The 16,754-nt window shown below is 65.0% G+C and carries 16 protein-coding genes and 1 tRNA gene; 8 read left to right on the top strand and 9 right to left on the bottom strand.

The window, feature by feature from the left end:
* Positions 1-10 precede the first annotated feature (10 nt).
* The 6 genes from argB to rpmH form a co-directional block, all read right to left on the bottom strand.
* Positions 11-898, bottom strand: a complete 888-nt coding sequence (gene argB, locus I6F17_RS21000; RefSeq protein WP_036014067.1) for an acetylglutamate kinase — start codon at positions 896-898, stop codon at positions 11-13.
* Between the two features lie 166 nt (positions 899-1,064).
* A complete protein-coding gene (locus I6F17_RS21005; protein ID WP_225124443.1) occupies positions 1,065-1,430 on the bottom strand; it encodes a DUF423 domain-containing protein in 366 nt (121 codons plus the stop codon).
* Entirely contained in the window at positions 1,430-2,083 is a 654-nt protein-coding gene (gene yihA / locus I6F17_RS21010; RefSeq protein ID WP_036026511.1) for a ribosome biogenesis GTP-binding protein YihA/YsxC, read from the bottom strand. Before yihA ends, I6F17_RS21005 begins: the two co-directional genes overlap by 1 nt.
* A gap of 110 nt (positions 2,084-2,193) precedes the next feature.
* On the bottom strand, positions 2,194-4,056 hold the full coding sequence (gene yidC, locus I6F17_RS21015) for a membrane protein insertase YidC (protein ID WP_225124327.1): 1,863 nt from the start codon (positions 4,054-4,056) through the stop codon (positions 2,194-2,196).
* Positions 4,057-4,072: 16 nt separating this feature from the next.
* Positions 4,073-4,474, bottom strand: a complete 402-nt coding sequence (gene rnpA / locus I6F17_RS21020) for a ribonuclease P protein component (RefSeq protein ID WP_057027533.1) — start codon at positions 4,472-4,474, stop codon at positions 4,073-4,075.
* 27 nt (positions 4,475-4,501) lie between these two features.
* Positions 4,502-4,636: a 50S ribosomal protein L34 gene (rpmH, locus tag I6F17_RS21025; RefSeq protein ID WP_008542748.1), complete on the bottom strand. Its 135-nt coding sequence runs from the start codon at positions 4,634-4,636 to the stop codon at positions 4,502-4,504.
* Between the two features lie 349 nt (positions 4,637-4,985).
* On the opposite strand from rpmH, the gene I6F17_RS21030 reads away from it, so the two are divergent.
* The 5 genes from I6F17_RS21030 to I6F17_RS21050 all read left to right on the top strand — a co-directional run bounded on the left by I6F17_RS21030 (position 4,986) and on the right by I6F17_RS21050 (position 10,363).
* On the top strand, positions 4,986-6,485 hold the full coding sequence (locus tag I6F17_RS21030) for a HAMP domain-containing sensor histidine kinase (protein WP_036014057.1): 1,500 nt from the start codon (positions 4,986-4,988) through the stop codon (positions 6,483-6,485).
* Positions 6,486-6,781: 296 nt separating this feature from the next.
* Positions 6,782-6,858 (top strand) — tRNA-Arg (locus tag I6F17_RS21035).
* 84 nt (positions 6,859-6,942) lie between these two features.
* Entirely contained in the window at positions 6,943-7,299 is a 357-nt protein-coding gene (gene queD / locus I6F17_RS21040) for a 6-carboxytetrahydropterin synthase QueD (protein ID WP_109145451.1), read from the top strand.
* A gap of 237 nt (positions 7,300-7,536) precedes the next feature.
* Entirely contained in the window at positions 7,537-9,402 is a 1,866-nt protein-coding gene (locus tag I6F17_RS21045) for a tetratricopeptide repeat protein (protein WP_225124328.1), read from the top strand.
* A gap of 58 nt (positions 9,403-9,460) precedes the next feature.
* Positions 9,461-10,363 (top strand): hypothetical protein, encoded by a 903-nt coding sequence (locus tag I6F17_RS21050; protein WP_225124329.1) that lies wholly within the window; start codon positions 9,461-9,463, stop codon positions 10,361-10,363.
* 58 nt (positions 10,364-10,421) lie between these two features.
* Here I6F17_RS21050 and I6F17_RS21055 read toward each other — a convergent pair whose 3' ends face one another.
* Complete coding sequence (locus I6F17_RS21055) at positions 10,422-11,198, bottom strand: helix-turn-helix domain-containing protein (protein ID WP_225124330.1); 777 nt, start codon at positions 11,196-11,198, stop codon at positions 10,422-10,424.
* Positions 11,199-11,378: 180 nt separating this feature from the next.
* On the opposite strand from I6F17_RS21055, the gene I6F17_RS21060 reads away from it, so the two are divergent.
* From I6F17_RS21060 to I6F17_RS21070, 3 genes are all read left to right on the top strand, one after another.
* Positions 11,379-12,170, top strand: a complete 792-nt coding sequence (locus I6F17_RS21060; RefSeq protein WP_225124331.1) for an enoyl-CoA hydratase/isomerase family protein — start codon at positions 11,379-11,381, stop codon at positions 12,168-12,170.
* 3 nt (positions 12,171-12,173) lie between these two features.
* Positions 12,174-14,267 carry an acetate--CoA ligase family protein gene (locus I6F17_RS21065; RefSeq protein ID WP_225124332.1) on the top strand — a complete coding sequence of 698 codons (2,094 nt, stop codon included), beginning with the start codon at positions 12,174-12,176 and terminating at the stop codon, positions 14,265-14,267.
* A 99-nt stretch (positions 14,268-14,366) separates the two neighbouring features.
* On the top strand, positions 14,367-15,386 hold the full coding sequence (locus I6F17_RS21070) for a tripartite tricarboxylate transporter substrate binding protein (RefSeq protein ID WP_225124333.1): 1,020 nt from the start codon (positions 14,367-14,369) through the stop codon (positions 15,384-15,386).
* A gap of 39 nt (positions 15,387-15,425) precedes the next feature.
* On the opposite strand, the gene I6F17_RS21075 is transcribed toward I6F17_RS21070, so the two are convergent.
* Positions 15,426-16,217 carry a phytanoyl-CoA dioxygenase family protein gene (locus I6F17_RS21075; RefSeq protein WP_225124334.1) on the bottom strand — a complete coding sequence of 264 codons (792 nt, stop codon included), beginning with the start codon at positions 16,215-16,217 and terminating at the stop codon, positions 15,426-15,428.
* Positions 16,218-16,401: 184 nt separating this feature from the next.
* On the bottom strand, positions 16,402-16,728 hold the full coding sequence (locus I6F17_RS21080; RefSeq protein ID WP_036014049.1) for a hypothetical protein: 327 nt from the start codon (positions 16,726-16,728) through the stop codon (positions 16,402-16,404).
* Positions 16,729-16,754: the final 26 nt, after the last annotated feature.

A 16,754-nucleotide genomic window follows, 5' to 3' on the forward strand; every position in this document is an offset into this window, starting at 1 on the left:
TGCTCGTCTCTCACTTGTGGATCAGCGTGCCCGTGCCCTGGTTGGTGAAGAGCTCGAGCAGCACCGCGTGCTGCATCTTGCCGTCGATGATGACGACGCCCTCGACGCCCTGCTCCAGCGCGTAGATGCAGGTCTCGACCTTCGGGATCATGCCGCCGGAGATGGTGCCGTCGGCGATCAGTTTTCGCGCGTCCTTTACCGACAATTGCGGAATCAGCTTCTTCGATTTGTCGAGCACGCCGGGCACGTCGGTGAGCAGCAGCAGGCGCTTGGCTTTCAGCGCGCCGGCGACCGCCCCTGCAAAGGTGTCGGCGTTGATGTTCAGCGTCTGGCCCTCTTTCGAGGTTGCGAGCGGCGCCAGCACCGGGATCAGCTCGTAGCCGATCAGCTGGTTCAGCAAAGTGAGGTCGACCTTCTCGGGGTCGCCGACGAAGCCGAGATCGATCGCCTTCTCGATGTTCGAGTCGGGATCGACGATGGTGCGCGTCGTCTTGGTCGCCTTCACCATGTTGCCGTCCTTGCCGGACAGGCCCACCGCCTTGCCGCCGGCCTCGTTGATGTAGCCGACGATCTGCTTGTTGACGGAGCCGGCGAGCACCATCTCGACGATCTCGATGGTCGCGGCATCGGTGATGCGCAGGCCCGCGGCGAATTCCGAGACGATCCCAAGACGCTTGAGCATGGTCGCGATCTGCGGCCCGCCGCCATGCACCACCACCGGATTGATCGCGGTCTGCTCCAAGAGCACGATGTCGCGGGCAAAGTTCTTCGCGGTCTCCTCGTCGCCCATGGCATGGCCGCCATATTTGATGACGATGGTTTCCTCGTCATATTGCTGCATGTGCGGCAGCGCTTCGGACAGGATGCGGGCCTGGTCGAGCGGAGAGATGTCGGTCATGTCGCGGGTCTCGCTGGCGGGTCGAATGGTGCGCGTTCTATCCGATTGGCGGGGACAGCGCAAAGGTGTGGCAGCTATGTAGCCCGGATGGAGCGCAGCGTAATCCGGGATTCGTCGCCGCAGACACCGGCCCCGGATTGCGCTGCGCTCCATCCGGGCTACGGATTCAGCGCTTCGCCACCACCGCCGCCACGCTTACCGCCAGCCAGCTCGCAATCATCACCATTCCGCCCGTCGGCGCCGCCATCGGAAACAGCGCGTGCCCGGCATACTGCCGCAAGGTGAGGTCGCCTGCGAACAGCGCGGCACCGATCGCGAAGCCGAACGTCGCCACGAGTCCAATTCCGCCGTGCAGAAGGCCGCGCGTGAGCAAGGCGATGGTCGCAAGTATGGCACTTGCATGAAACAGCAGCATGGCGCTGGCGGAGGCAAGACGGCTCGCGTCCGCACCATGGGCGGACGCGGCGGCCAGCGCGACGCCGGCCGCGCCCATAACGCCCGCAAGCCAGATCAGCAGGCGGTGCGCTGCCATCACGAGGCCCGCTCTTCCAGGAGCTTCGCCATCGCGGCGCGAAGCTCGGCCATGCCGGTCGCGCTGCGCGACGAGGTCGCGAGCACGGTCGGGAACGCGGCCGGATGCTTGGCGAGCACGGCCTCGGTCTCGGCGATGCGTGCTTGCAGCTCGGCGACTTTCACCTGGTCGGCCTTGGTCAGCACGATCTGGTAGCTGACCGCGGAGCGGTCGAGCGTCTTCAGCACCTCGAGATCGACATCCTTGATCCCGTGCCGCGCGTCGATCAGCACGTAGACGCGCGCGAGACTGGCGCGTCCCAGCAGGAATTTGTGGATCAGCTCGGTCCAGGACGCGACCTGGCTCTTCGGCGCCTTGGCATAGCCGTAGCCGGGCATGTCGACGAGGCGCAGGTCGTTCTTGCCGGGGACCTCGAAGAAGATCAGCTCCTGGGTGCGGCCCGGCGTATGCGAGGTGCGCGCCAGCGCGTTGCGCCCCGTGAGCGCGTTGATCAGGCTCGACTTGCCGACATTGGAGCGCCCGGCAAAGGCGATCTCCAGCCCCGCCATCGGCGGCAGCGTTTCGATCGAAGGCGAGGCCCAGATGAACTGCCAGTCACGGGCGAACAGCTTGCGCCCGGCCTCGATCAGCTTCGCATCTTTATCGTCGGTCATGCGAAGCTCCGCTGTTTCCTCACGTCATTGCGAGCGAAGCGAAGCAATCCAGAAATGCATCCGCCGAGGGACTCTGGATTGCTTCGTCGCTTGGCTCCTCGCAACGACGGCTACGTTGCCTCAGTCGTCACTTTTTTTTTGAACGAGTTCCGAATGTTGTCGAACAGCTCCACCTTCACGCCGTTGCGGCGCATGATGTAGCCCTGCTGGACCACCGAGAGCAGGTTGTTCCAGGCCCAGTAGATCACGAGGCCCGCCGGGAAGCCCGCCAGCATGAATGTGAAGATCAGCGGCATCCAGTTGAAGATGATCTGCTGCGTCGGATCCGGCGGCGTCGGATTCAGCTTCATCTGAATCCACATCGTGATGCCCATGATGATCGGCCAGATGCCGAGCGCGAGATAATAGCCGAACACCGGAATCGTGGTCGGATCGAACGGGATCAGCCCGAACAGGTTGAAGAGGTTGGTCGGGTCCGGCGCCGAGAGGTCCTTGATCCAGCCGAAGAACGGCGCGTGCCGCATCTCGATGGTGACGAACAGCACCTTGTAGAGCGCGAAGAACACCGGGATCTGAATCAGCACGGGCAGACAGCCGGCGACCGGATTGATCTTCTCCTTGCGGTAGATCTCCATCATCTCCTGCTGCTGCTTCACCTTGTCGTCGGGATAGCGCTCCTTCAGCGCCAAAAGCTGCGGCTGGATCGACTTCATCTTCGCCATCGAGGCGTAGGACTTGTTCGCCAGCGGGAAGAACAACAGCTTCACGATCACCGTCACCAGCAGGATCGAGACGCCGAAATTGCCGAAGAAGCGGAAGAAGAAGTCGAGGCCGAGGAACATCGGCTTGGTGAGGAAGTAGAACCAGCCCCAGTCGATCAGCAGGTCGAACTGGTTGAGGCCGAGCGCCTTGTTGTAGCCGCCTAGGCCTGCGAGCGGGAAGTTGATGCCGACCACGCCGGCTTCCTTGGCGCCTGCGAACAGCCGCGCGTTGGCCGTCGCGGTGCCGCCGATCGCGACTGTGACGGGGTCGAGCAGATAGTCGGTCTGGTAGGTATGGACCTTGCCGACCGGGTTGGACGAGAAGCGCGCCTGGAGCTGGGCGTTGGTATCCGGCAGCAGCGCGGAGGCCCAGTATTTGTCGGTGATGCCGAGCCAGCCATTGGTGGCCTTGAAGTTCACCTGCTTGGCTTCGTCGATCTTGCTGTAGGCATATTCCTGCAGCCTGTGTTCGCCGAGATAGCCGATCAGGCCCTCATGCAGGATATAGTAGCCGGAGACATGCGGCGCGCCGTGGCGCGAGATCAGCGCGAACGGATAGAGCGTGACGGGCGCGTTGCCGACATTGCTCACCTCGTCCTTGATGGTGAAGAGATAATGGTCGTCGACGGCGATGGTGCGGCGGAAAGTCAGGCCGTCGCCATTGTCCCATTTCAGCACCACGGGCGTCGACGGCGTCAGGCTGCCGCTGCCCTCCTGCTGCCAGACGGTCTGGGCATCCGGCATCTTTGCCGTCACGCCCGTCGCTGCAACCCAGCCGAACTCGGCGTAATAGGGCTCCGCCGTGCCCGACGGCGAATAGAGGACGATCGGCGGCGATTTCGGATCGACCGTCTCGCGATATTGCACCAGCGCGATGTCGTCGATGCGGCCGCCCTTCAGCGAGATGCTGCCGGCGATCCGCGGCGTCTCGATCTTGACGCGCGGGCTCGCTGCAATGGCAGTCTCGCGCGAAACGACCGCTTGGGGCGGGCTCGCGGCCGGCGTCGACGGCTGGGCCGCGCCGGGCTGCGGCGCGCTGCCCGGCGTCGGGGACGCGCCCGGCTGCGGCGTGCTGCCCTTCTGGAGCTCGGACTGCGCCTGCTGCTGGGCGCGCTGCTTCTCCATCTGCGGCACATTGTAGAAGTACTGCCAGGCGATCAGCACCAGGCCGGACAGAATGACGGCGAGGATGGTATTGCGATTGTCGGTCATCTCGATTGTCTCGTCATCAATCCGGTTTGCGGCTGGTCGCTGCGGCGTGACCCGGCCTGTGGCCGCGCGCTTTGGCCGTATGCCGCGCGGGCTTCGTGAACGCTATGCGCAGATCGTCGAGCATGGTGGCGAAGTCGCGCGAGAGCGCGTCCTTTCGTCCGACCAGGACATAATCATGGTGGGGCTGCATCGATGTCGGATCGAGCCGCTTCACCAGTTCGCGCAACCGGCGCCGGATGCGATTGCGCTCGGGGGCGTTGCCGTTCTTCTTGGTGACGGTGAAGCCGATCCTGACAGGGCCGGAATCATCGCGGCCAAGGCTTTTCCGGTCAAGGCTTTGCAGGACGAACGCGGGACTATTCACCCGCGCGCCATTGGCAACGGCGAGGAAATCCGCCCGCTGCCTCAGCCGATCCATGATGAAATCCCAAAAAGGGGGTCCGGCTCAGGCGCTCAGACGCTTGCGGCCGCGGGCGCGGCGGGCGGCGAGAACCTTGCGGCCGCCGGCAGTGGCGAGACGGGCGCGGAAGCCGTGACGGCGCTTGCGCACCAGTTTGCTGGGTTGATAAGTCCGCTTCACGGGTTTTTCTCCGCTGACCGGGCAATTTGCCTGTAGAATTGATGGTAAAGTCCGGAAGATGCGGCCCAAAACGGGCCCTTTTCGGCCCCAAGAGAGCCGCTCCCGGTGTCGCACCGGGTCATCGCGGACAATTCGCGCGGCTTATAAGGGAGCGCCTTGTCTTCGTCAACGCCGCACAAGCGCGCGATTGTGGTGAATATCGCTGTTTGCGCGGCGTTTTTAACCCTTGAGGTGGCGACTCGCGCTATCAGCGCTTACATCACACCTCGGCAGATTAGCGATCCGTAATTTGACCGAACATCGGTCGGGTCGCATCCTCCATCAGCCAAGGCCAACAGGGGCGAGTTTCGTGCCAGCCACAGATCGCCAGCCGATCCAGGATCTGGATCAGCCAGACCAGCCGGCGACGCGCCCCCGCGGCTCGCGCGGGCTCGGGTTGTCCGGCAAGCTGCTGCTGCTCACCATTCCCTTGGTGATGATCGCCGCGGTGCTGCTCTACGTGCCAGCCATCGCGAATTTTTGGGTCAACCGGCTGAATGATCGCGTCGCGGCGGCCAACACCGCGGCGCTGGTGCTGGATGCGGCGCCGCTCGGCATGGTCCCCGATTCGCTGTCGCGGCAGATCCTGAAGAGCATCAACGCCCGCGCGGTCGCCATCAAGATGGGCCAGCAGCGCCGGCTGCTCGCCAGCGACAACATTCCCGCCGCCATCGAGCACGACATCGACCTGCGCGACATGACGGCCTGGGAGGCGATCACCGGCTCGTTCCGGATGATGCTGGAGACCGGCAACCAGGCCATCCGCATCGTCGGCCCCGGGGTCGGCAATGCCCAGTTCATCGAGATCGTCACCGACGAGCTGCCGCTGCGGAAGCAGATGTACCGCTTCTCCCGCAACCTCGTCGTGGTCGCGCTGATCATCGCGGTGCTGACCGCGGGCCTCGTCTATCTCGCGCTTCATTATCTGTTCGTGCGCCCGATGCGGCGGCTGACCGCGAGCCTGGTCGGCTTCCACGAGAATCCCGAGAGCTCGGCCGGCATCATCGTGCCGAGCCAGCGCAGCGACGAGATCGGGGTCGCCGAGCGCGAATTGTCCGACATGCAGCGCGACCTGATGTCGATGCTGAATCAGAAGAGCCGGCTCGCTGCCCTCGGCCTCGCGGTCTCCAAGATCAACCACGATCTGCGCAATCTGCTCGCCTCGGCCCAGCTGCTGTCGGATCAGCTCGCCAGCGTGCCGGATCCGCGCGTGCAGCGCTTTGCGCCCAAGCTCGTGCGCTCGCTCGAGCGCGCCATCGCCTTCTGCCAGTCGACATTGTCCTACGGCCGCGCCCAGGAGGCCGCACCCGACCGCCGCATGATCCTGATCGAGCCTGTGGTGATGGAGGTGCGGGAGACCGCGGGGCTCGCCAACGACGCCTCGATCGCCTGGGTCGCCGCGATCGAGCGCGGGCTCGCGGTCGACGCCGATCCCGACCAGCTGTTCCGGGTCTTGCTCAACCTCGTCCGCAACGCCGCCCAGGCGCTCGAAAGCCATGCGGCGGGTGAGGGGCGCGTGCAGCAGATCCGGATCACCGGAAAGCGCGAAGGCGCCGTCGCCATTCTCGAGGTCTCCGACACCGGCCCCGGCGTTCCCCCGAAGACCCGGGAGCGCCTGTTCGAGGCCTTCCAGACCTCGGGCCGCCCCGGCGGCAGCGGCCTCGGCCTCGCCATCGCCGCCGAGCTGGTCCGCGCCCATGGCGGCGAGATCCACCTGGTCGAGGGCACCATCGGCGCCACGTTCCGCATCGTCATCCCCGACCGTCCCGTGGAACTGCTCTCCATCCGCAACGAGCGCCAGAGGGCTTAAGGCTAGGCCAGCGGCCGACTGAAACGAGCTGGGCCATCGCCATTCCTTCCGTCATTCCGGGACGACCCGAAGGGTCGGGCCGGGAATCCATAACCCCGGCTGGTGGTTATGGATTCCGGGCTCGCGACTTCGTCGCGCCCCGGAATGACGAAGAGAAGTGCGGAAATGCCCCAAAATACCGGCGAGCCGGACCTTGCCAATCGGGACAAGAGCGGTTAGTCAGAGCGCTCTTTCGCACCCCCTCCGGCTCCGCCGGGGGCTGCTTGCGGGCCCCGCCCGCGCTGTTTGCGAAACACGCGCCCGTAGCTCAGCTGGATAGAGCATCAGACTACGAATCTGAGGGTCGGACGTTCGAATCGTTCCGGGCGCGCCATTCTTTGCCGAAAGGTCAGGACAGGACAGCATCTGGTCGCCAGACCGGCCCGAGACCGGATGGCCATGCCGTGTGGGGAGCTGGATGAGGATATCGCAGGCGTTCAAGTTCGAGGCGGCGCATCGGCTGCCAAACGTGCCCGAGACTCACAGGTGCAGCCGGCTGCATGGTCATTCCTATCGGGTCGAGGTCCAGCTGGATGGGCCGGTCGACCCGCACACCGGCTTCGTCGCTGATTTCTTCGATATCGAGAAAAGCTTCGCCGGCATCATGGCGGCGCTGGACCACCAGTGCCTGAACGAGGTCGACGGCCTCGCGAATCCGACCGCCGAGAATATCGCGGTCTGGATCTGGGACCGCTTGAAGCCCAGCCTGCCGCAGCTGTGGGCGGTCCGCGTCTATGAAACGGCGGATTGCTGGGCCGAATATCAGGGGCGGTGACGACGGCCCGCTGACCCAGCGCCGGCCTCACCGTCGCCATATGGGAACCCGCAGGGAAACTCAGGATCAGCCGTACGAGCGGAGTGGTGCTGCTTGCGCGCCGCCGGACGGGTCTCATTGCTCACGCATATATGAGCTGTGTTGATAACCGCATGCGGGTTGGAAGGTTTAATTTCAAGCTGGCGTAGAATGTCCGCAATGCCAGTTGTGCTTGGCCCCTGTACAGGGAAACCGTTGATGGAACGCAAGCTCGCCGCGATCATGGCCGCCGACATCGTCAGCTACAGCCTGATGATGGCCGAAAACGAGGCCTCCACCTATAAAGAGCTGCGCACGGTCTTCGACAATCTGATCGAGCCCACAGTCGCGCAGCATGGTGGACGCATCTTCAAGAAGACCGGGGACGGGTTTCTGGCGATGTTTCCCAGCGTCAACGAAGCCGTTGATGCGGGCTCTGCCATCCAGCAAGGGTTCGACAACGCCCCGTTTGAGCTGCGCATAGGCATCAACCTCGGTGATGTCATCGAGGATAATGGCGACATGTACGGCGACGGCGTTAATGTCGCCACACGGCTCGAGACGATGGCCGATCCCGGCAGCATCTTTGTTAGCGGCGCTGTCGTCATGGCCGCAGACCGCAATCGCGGCGATGTGTTCGCGCGTGTGGGCCGCAGGCGCGCCAAAAACATTCCCGAGCGTCTTAATGTCTACCGGGTACGGCGCGCGCAATCCTCGTGGTCTCGCTGGCGAAAAGTCCCGCGCGTTCTGCGCGGTACCGCTGCGCGCTGGTCGTATGGCGTCGCCGCAATAGCCCTTGTCCTCATCGGCACCCAAATCCAACCGCTTTCCCTGGCGGCGATGGTCAGCCGGCTCCCGGCCGCGCTATCCTTCGACCAGACCCGCGCCGACCCGCGCCCGTCAGTTGCGGTCATGCCCTTTGCGACCATGGGCGGGGACCAGTCGTACTTTGCAGACGGGCTGACCGAGGATGTGACCACGGCGCTCGCAAGGAATTCCGAGCTTCAGATCATCGCGCGCGACTCCACCTATGCCGTGCGCGGGCAAGACAGCGATATGCGCAAGCTCGGGGCAAAGCTGGGCGTTTCCTACGTGGTGGAAGGCAGCGCGCGCCGCGAGGGGGACCGGCTTCGCGTCTCGGCGCAGCTGATCGACGTGAAATCGGGCGCGCACCTTTGGTCGCGCAGCTTCGACAGGCAGGTTGCCGACGTCTTCACCGTACAAAGCGAGCTGACCACGGAAATCGTCGCCCAGCTCGCGCCGTATATCGGCCGAAGTGAAGCCATCGCTGCCGCGCAACGGCCGACCGACAACCTCCAGGCTTACGATCTTCTGCTGCGGGCCCGTCATCGATACCGGCATGGCGTCCAGGATGCGGAAGCACTTATGGAGGCACGCGGCCTATATCAGCGCGCGCTGGAAATGGACCCGGCCTATGCCGCCGCCCGTGCGGGCTTGGCCCTCACTTACATCGCGGATGTGGCCAAGAGGTCGAGTGGTCGGGCGACAGCGCATGAGCTGGAACTAGGTCTTAGCGAAGCGCGCCAGGCTGTGCGCCTCGATCCCAATCTCTCGCTCGGCTATCAGGTGATCAGCTTCGGGCTGGCGGTGCAGGGCGATTATGCGGGCGGCTTGCAGGCCGCCAAGCGCGCCGTCGAACTGAATCCCAATGACCCGGATAGCATGATGGCATTGGCAAAAGCACAAGTCCGTTTCGGGGACTACGCGGACGCTGTTGCCAATGCCGAGCGGGCGCGTCGCCTTCATCCCATGGCACCGGAATATTACGCCTATGTGCATGGCCAGGCTCTTTACGCCGCTGATCGTCGCGATGAGTCGGCTACCGTGATCTCCGAATGCCTTGTAAGGGCGCCGCGCGATGCCAACTGCCTGCTCATACAGGCTGCGCTGCAAGGGCGGCGCGGTGATATAGAAGCGGCGCAGCTGACGATGGCAAGCTTGGTAGGGGCCCAACCGACATTTTCGTTGGAGGCAGAGCGCTCTTATCGCCGGTTTGGCAACAAGCCGCTCATGGAGCAGTTCCTGAAGGACCTGACGGTGGCGAAGGCACCGGGGGCTGCGTAATAGGATTTTGTTCAGTTTCATCTCGTCGGGCGCACCGTTTCGATAGTAAGTTCGTCCGATGCGCACGATCGATCATCTATTCTCCCGCTTCGTTTTATTCCTTGCCATCGCAGCCGCCCCTGTGCTTCCCGCGAGCGCGGCCGAAACCTGCCCGTTCATCAGCGCCCAGGAGCTCGCCCGGGCGATGCCGGCGCTGAAATGGTCGCTGATTTCGAACCAGGACGGCCGCGGCTGCATCTACCAGGCCGGGCGCGGCGACACGATGATGCTCTCCGTGTTCCGCAATCCCGACAAGGACCGCGCCAGGGAATTGTACGCGACCTTCGTCAAGACGCTCGGTGAGCGCATGCCGCTGAGCGCAGTGTCCGGAATCGGCGACGAAGGCCAGGGCGGTACGAGCGCGGCGGGCGCGGAACGCCAGGAGGCCTCGGTCGTCGCGCTGTCCGGCGACTACATCCTGCAGATCAGCGTCTATCCGATCGGCCGGCGTGCCGATGATGCGCTGCTCGCGCCGATCACTGAGGCCGCGCGCGTTGCCGTCGGCAATGTGAGCAGGAGCAGCGAGCGGTTCGGCAATTGCGAGTGGCTCACCGCCGCCGATGCCGACGGCTTTCTCGACAACGGCACGCTGACGGTGCAGCGGACCGGGGCAGGCAGCTGCATGATGTTCGATCGCGAGGCCAACACCATGACCGTCGCGGTGATCACGACCTCGCGCGATACCGCCGCCAGCATGATGAAGCGTGCAGGGCCATGCACGCACGTGGCCATCCCCGAGCTCGGCCGCGAAGCGTTCGGCGAGCATTCCTGCACCAAGGGCAACGGCAACGCCGTCCACATTCATGTCTGGAAGAACGGCCGCCAGGCCTCGATCCTGTTCGCCCCGGTCAAGCCGCATCCGCAGTCCGGCTCGGTCGAGCGCCTGAAGGCGGTTGCCGCGCGGGTGTATGGGAAATTGTAAGGGGACGTGACCTCTTCCTCCAGCTGACGGGCAAGCGGCTGCGCCTCGCCGCTCGGCTTCACCGCCCCGCCAGCACCTCCTTGCACTTGGCCGCGAACGCGTTGAGGTATGCGCCGAGCTCGCCGGCCAGCGAGTCGGAGCGCTCGACGTTCTGCAGGCTCATGTTGAGCGCGTAGACCGGAAGGCCCTCCAGCACGATCGGAGTTGCGACGGCGAGAACGGCGGGCTGCCACGACACCGCGCAATAGCCGTCGTGCTCGACGGAGCTGATCGATCGCCTGACCTCCGCCAGCAGCGCCCTGGTTGCAGCTGCGCTGCGCCGCTTGAACTGCTTCAGCAATCGTTCGCGCTCGGTCTCTGCAATGCCGGCGAGATAGGCGCGGCCGAGCGACGTCAGCTCCATCGGGACCTGCTGGCCGGCGACCACGTTGCGCAGCGCCGCGCGCGGGCTGTAGCGGATCGACTCCAGGTAAACCATCATGGTCCTATCGGCAGTCGCGAGTCCGACGTTCAGCCGCCGCCTAGCCGATTCCGCGCGCATCATCGGACCGATCGCGTTGAGCACGGGCGATCCCGTCCGCATGGCGTGACCGATGCTGATGACCGATGCGGCAAGGCGGTAGGCCCGCTCGCTGCGGACTTCGTCGAGCATCCCGGAGTTGACCAGCGTCCGGGTCAGCCGGCTGACCGTCGATCGCGGCAAGCCTGTTCGCTCTGCGATCTCGCCGTTGCCGAGCGTGTCGACGCCGGGGCGGAACGCCCGGAGGATCTCGACGCCCCGCTCGAGCGAGCGGTTGCCGTCGATTCCGCCCGCATATCTGCGCGCCTGTGCCATCTTTGATCTCTTCAGCGTTTCCACTTAGTGGAATTAAGCGGATGTGCCGGTGGCTGCAAGCCGCTATAGGCAGCGGAAAGAACAATACCGGCTGCGCACGGCGCGATGAGGAAACGCAGTCGCGGAGCTCACGCCGATCATTCATCGCATGCCGATGGATCCGACTTCAGGGAGGTTGTCATGTCCGATCAGCTCATCGAATTTTCCATCGAGGCCGGAATTGCGACGATCGCGTTCAACCGGCCGGACCGACGCAACGCCATGAGCGACGAGATGCGCGCCGAGTTCTCAGGCGCCCTCGAAACCGTGTCCCGCGACAAGGCGATCAAGGCGCTGGTGCTGACCGGGCGCGGCAGCGCCTTCTGCGCCGGCGGCGACATCAGCGGCATGAAACGCCGGCTCGAGGCGCCGCAGGGCGAAGTCGCATTCAACGGATGGAGCCGTCAGCAGGGCGTGCATCACGTGCAATCGCTGCTGCTCGGCCTGTCGAAGCCGACGATTGCCGCGGTCAACGGCGCGGCGGCAGGCCTCGGCGCCGACATCGCGCTCGCCTGCGACTTCGTCATGGCCAATGAGCGATCGAAATTCACCTGGTCCTACATCAAGCGCGGTCTGATTCCCGATGGTGGCGGCCTGTATTTCCTGCCGCGCCGGGTCGGGCTTGCCAGGGCCAAGGAGCTGATCTTCACCGGCCGCGTCGTTGAAGCCGACGAAGCGCTCGCGCTCGGCATCGTCGATCGCAAGGTGACTGCGACCGAGTTGCTGTTGGCCGCACAGGCCTGGGCAGCGGAACTGGCTCAGGGGTCTGCCACCGCGCTCGCGCTCGGCAAGAAGATCCTGAACGAGACGTTCGAGCATTCCGCGCACGATATTTTCGATCTCGGCAGCCAGGCCCAGGCCATCTGCTACACCAGCGCGGAGCATCGCGAGGCCGTGGCGGCGTTCCTCGCGCAATCCTCGGCGAAGGCTTGAGCGATGAATGCGATCGAACGCCTGATCCGGCCGCGCAGCATCGCCGTGATCGGTGCATCGGCGGACCCGAGCAAGACCTCGGGGCGACCGGTCTCCTATCTCCGGAAGCACGGCTTCGCGGGTGCGATATACCCGGTCAATCCGAAGGTCGCGGAAATCGGCGGTCTCGCCTGCTACCCCGACATCGCCTCGCTGCCCGACGTGCCTGACGTCGGCCTTGTCCTGCTCGGCGCCGAACGCGCCCACGTCGCGGTGCGCGAATTATCCGCACGCGGGGTTGCCGCGGCCATCGTTCTCGCCAGCGGCTTCACCGAAACCGGCGCCGAAGGCGCCGCGCGCCAGCAGCAGCTGATGCAAGCCGCCGGATCCATGCGCCTGCTCGGGCCGAACACGATCGGCCTCGTCAATCTCACCGACAGCATCGTGCTGTCGGCCTCGGGCGCGCTGGCTATGGACCATTTTCCGGCAGGTCCGGTCGGGCTGGTCTCGCAGAGCGGAGGCATTCTCGGCGCCATCTTGTCGCGCGCCGCGGCGCGCGGGGTCGGGCTGTCGAAGCTGGTGTCGACCAGCAACGAAGCCGATCTCGATCTCGCCGATTTCATCGACTTTCTCGCCGACGACGATGCGACCAAAGTCATCGCGCTCTACGTCGAGGCGATCCGCAATCCGGCTCGCTTCCGCGAAGCGGTGCTGAAGGCGCGAGATGCCGGCAAGACAATCGTCGCCTTCAAGATCGGGCGATCGGAAGCGGGCGCAAAGGCGGCTATCTCGCACACGGGCGCGCTCGCAGGCTCCGACCGCATGTACGACGCCTTGTTCAGGCAGCTCGGCGTGATCCGCGCGAAAACCTTCGAAGACCTGCTCGACATTCCGGCAGCGCTTGCCGCAGGACGGAAGCTCTCCGGCCGGCGCGTGGCGGTCCTCACCTCGACTGGCGGCGCCGGCACTATCGTGTCCGACAGTCTGGGCGTCGCAGGCTTCGCAACGCCCGCTCCCGACCCGGATACTGCCGCGCAACTCCGAGCCTTGCAGTCGGGATCGCGCGCCATGCTCGATCGCAACCCGATCGACGTGACGCTGGCCGGCCTGCAGCCGGATGTGCTACGCGCCGCAATCCGCATCCTGCTCGCCAGCCCTTCCTACGATGCGCTGATCGTAATCGCCGGCTCGTCAGCCGTGGGATCGCCGGCGCTGATGGCCGACGCCATCCACGACTGCCTGCCGCTCAGCGACAAGCCCGTCATTGCCTATGTGACCCCTCACGCGCCCGACGCGGTCTCCGTCCTCACGCAGCGAGGCGTCCCCGCCTACACCTCCGCCGAAAGCTGTGCCGCTGCGCTCGATGGCTTGTTGCAGGCCGGAATGCCGGAGCAGGTCCCGACGTCCGGCTCGGCTGCGACGGCCGTCGACATCACCGATCTCCCCGCGGGATCGCTCGACGAAGCACAGGCCAAAACCTTGTTCGCCCGCTTCGGTATTCCGATCGTGGCAGAGCAAGTGGTCGCAACGGCTGAAGAAGCGGAACGGGCGGCGCAAGCCTTCGGCGGCAAAGTCGTGCTCAAGATTCTCTCCCGCGAGATCGCGCACAAGAGCGACGTCGGCGGCGTCGCGATCAACCTGACAGCCGAGACCATCGGCGGCCGGCTCACGGCGATGGCCGACGAGGTCGCACTCAGAGCCGGGAAGCGGCCCGAGCAATTCCTGGTTCAGGAGATGATTTCAGGCGGCGTCGAAATCATCCTCGGAATGCACCGCGATCCCTTGGGCGTCGCCATCCTCCTCGGTATGGGCGGCGTCGCCGCCGAGCTGTTCAAGGACACGACGATGCACCTGCTGCCGCCGGAAGGCGGTCTCGGCCTCGCCGAGGCGCGCGCGATGGCGCGCGACCTCGTCACATGGCCGTTGCTGGATGGCTTCCGCGGCCGGCCGAAATGCGATGTCGAAGCCCTTACAGCAGCGATCGTCGCTTTCTCGCAGATGGTCGCGCAGCTCGGCGCCCGGCTCGTCGAGGCCGAGATCAATCCGGTCTTCGTGCTGCCGGCCGGCCAGGGCGTGAAGGCGGCCGACGGGCTGGCTGTTCTCAACGCAAGCAAGTGAAGCCGCACCGCCAAGAACTTGCAGAAAGGCGCGTGGCTGCGTTCGTCGAACACGACAAACCTCGCTGAATAACTCGGCAAGACCGGATGGGAGGTCCGCATGGCAATCGGCAAGATCAAAAGTCGCGACCGCGCTGCAGGGAGGGGTTGGCCGCGCTCCGCCGTTCTCGTCTCGTCGGCGTTGCTGGTCGTCGCGGGATTGAGCACTGCGCCGGCGCGGGCCGAGTATCCCGAGAAGATCATCAAGATCGTGGTGCCCTTCGCAGCCGGCGGCGGGACCGACATCGTCGCGCGAACGACCGCCCAGGAGATCCAAACGGACCTCGGTAAGCCCGTCATCATCGAGAACAAGCCGGGCGCCGGAACCATCGTCGGCACCCAGACCGTCGCGACGAGCGAGCCGGACGGCTATTCGCTGCTGCTGGCGACCTTCGCGCACGCGGTCAACCCGAGCCTCTACACCAAGCTGCCGTTCGATCCGCACAAGGATTTCGCCGCGGTCTCGCTGATCGCGCGGTCCTTCAATGTCGTCGTGGTCAACCCCGCATCCAAGATCAACTCGATCTCCGATCTGATCGCTGAAGCCAAGGCCAAGCCGGGCAAGCTCAATTTCGGCACGTTCGGCATCGGCACCTCGGCCCATCTCGCCGGCGAGCTGTTCAATGCCATGGCGAACGTCAAGATGACGGCGGTCCCCTACAAGGGTGCGGCGCCTGCGATCAGCGATCTCTTGGGGGGACAGATCGATGTGATGTTCACCACCGTGGCGAGCGCAGCATCGCTGGTGGCGGCGGGTCAGCTCAGGGCCTTGGCCGTCACCGCGGCCGAGCGTTCGACCGCGTTCCCGCAACTGCCGACCGTTTCCGAGGCCGGATTGCCCGGCTACGCCGCCGAGTCCTGGTACGGATTGTACGCCCCGGCCAAAACGCCCGCTCCGGTGATTGCGCGCCTCACCCAGGCGGTCGCGAAGGCCGTTCAGTCCGGTGCCTTCAAGAAGCTGTCGGCCAACGAAGGCCTGATCATGGTCGGCAGTGCGCCTGAAGAGCTCGACCGCTACGTTCGGCAGGAGGAAGAACGCTGGCGCAAGCTGGTCAAGGACGCGAACATCGAGGTGCAATAGGTCATCCGGGACCGCCCAGCGGCCCCGGATGCCATCCGCCTACACCGTCAGCCCGCAAGCCCGCCGGATCGCGATCTGAACCGGCGAAGGTGGCAGCGCCGGATCGAATTCGCGCTTCGGCAGCAGCGGAGGCTGTGCCATGAAGCGCGGCTCTTTCCCGCGGTGGGGTTGCGCGGCATGAACCAGGAACGGGTGGCACAGATAGACGGTGCCTGGCTTGCCGGTCGCAAGTTCAACCTCGCGATCCCTTGTCGACGCCCAGTCGCCGGCAGCAAGTTGCCGGAGCGTTGCGCCCGCCTCGCCATGGGGCAGTAGCTCCCGCGCGATGGCCGCATGCGAGCCTTTCCGGATTCGCGTGGGCGCATCGTCATCTCCGACATCCGAGAACAGGAAGAGCATCAGCAGCGCACGCCCGCTGCTCTTCACATTGGCACGCCATTCCATGAAGTCGGCATGAGCGGTGCCAAAGCTCATGTCCACATGCCAGCCATCGTCGCCTGGCGATTGCGATGACGGGAAGCGGATCGGAAAGGTTCCGAGGCCGCTGGGCGCAAGCCAGCGCCCTTCGCCGGCGAGTTGATCATAGGCCTTGTGCAGACGCGGCGTATTCGCGGCTTCAATGAAGGGGGGCGTCGCTTTGGCGCCGACCCGGACAACGGGCTGGGTCCAATGTTCTGGCTCGTCCGGCGACAGGCCGATATCCGCCCACAGCTCGTCCCTGCATTCTTTGGCAAGGTCGGTGCTGAAGGCATTCTCGAGTTTGACGAAACCGTCGTCGATGAAGGTCTGGACCTGACGGGGCGTCAGGCCAACCTGTTCGGTCTTGGGCATTGCACATCTCTCCGTTCGGCTACCGCATCGCGCGAAGCCGTTTGATCTGAGTGGCGCAGGAGCGCCGGAACGACGTTCTGCCGTTCAGATCAGCGGGAAGAATGTGGAGATGAACTTCATGGCGGGAACGTATAGCGCGGCGGAGCGCGGAATCAAGACACGGATAAACGGATGCGCGAGGCCTTCACCGCAGACCCTGCTCGTCGATCAGGATGCGGTGGATCTCGATGCGCTCCGGCAGCTCGATCAGGAACTCCGCGTCGCGCGCGAGATGATGGACCTTGGTCGGCTCACCCTTGGTGAAAGCCGTCATGGCTGCGATGTCCGCCCAATAGGAAATGGTGGTGAACCACGTCTCCTCGTCGCGGTCCTCGCGCAATTGCTGCACGCCGAGCGCGGTCTTTCGCAGCGGCGGGATGCCCTCGGCTTGCAGATAGGCCTGGTAGGCGTCGGCGAGGTCGCGGCGGGTACGGCCGCGCCAGACGCGGGCGATGGTCGGCTTGGTCGGCATGGCAGGATTCTCCTCGCTGCCGAACG

It is taken from the genome of Bradyrhizobium sp. NBAIM18 (assembly GCF_020193825.1).
GTDB classification, from domain to species: domain Bacteria; phylum Pseudomonadota; class Alphaproteobacteria; order Rhizobiales; family Xanthobacteraceae; genus Bradyrhizobium; species Bradyrhizobium yuanmingense.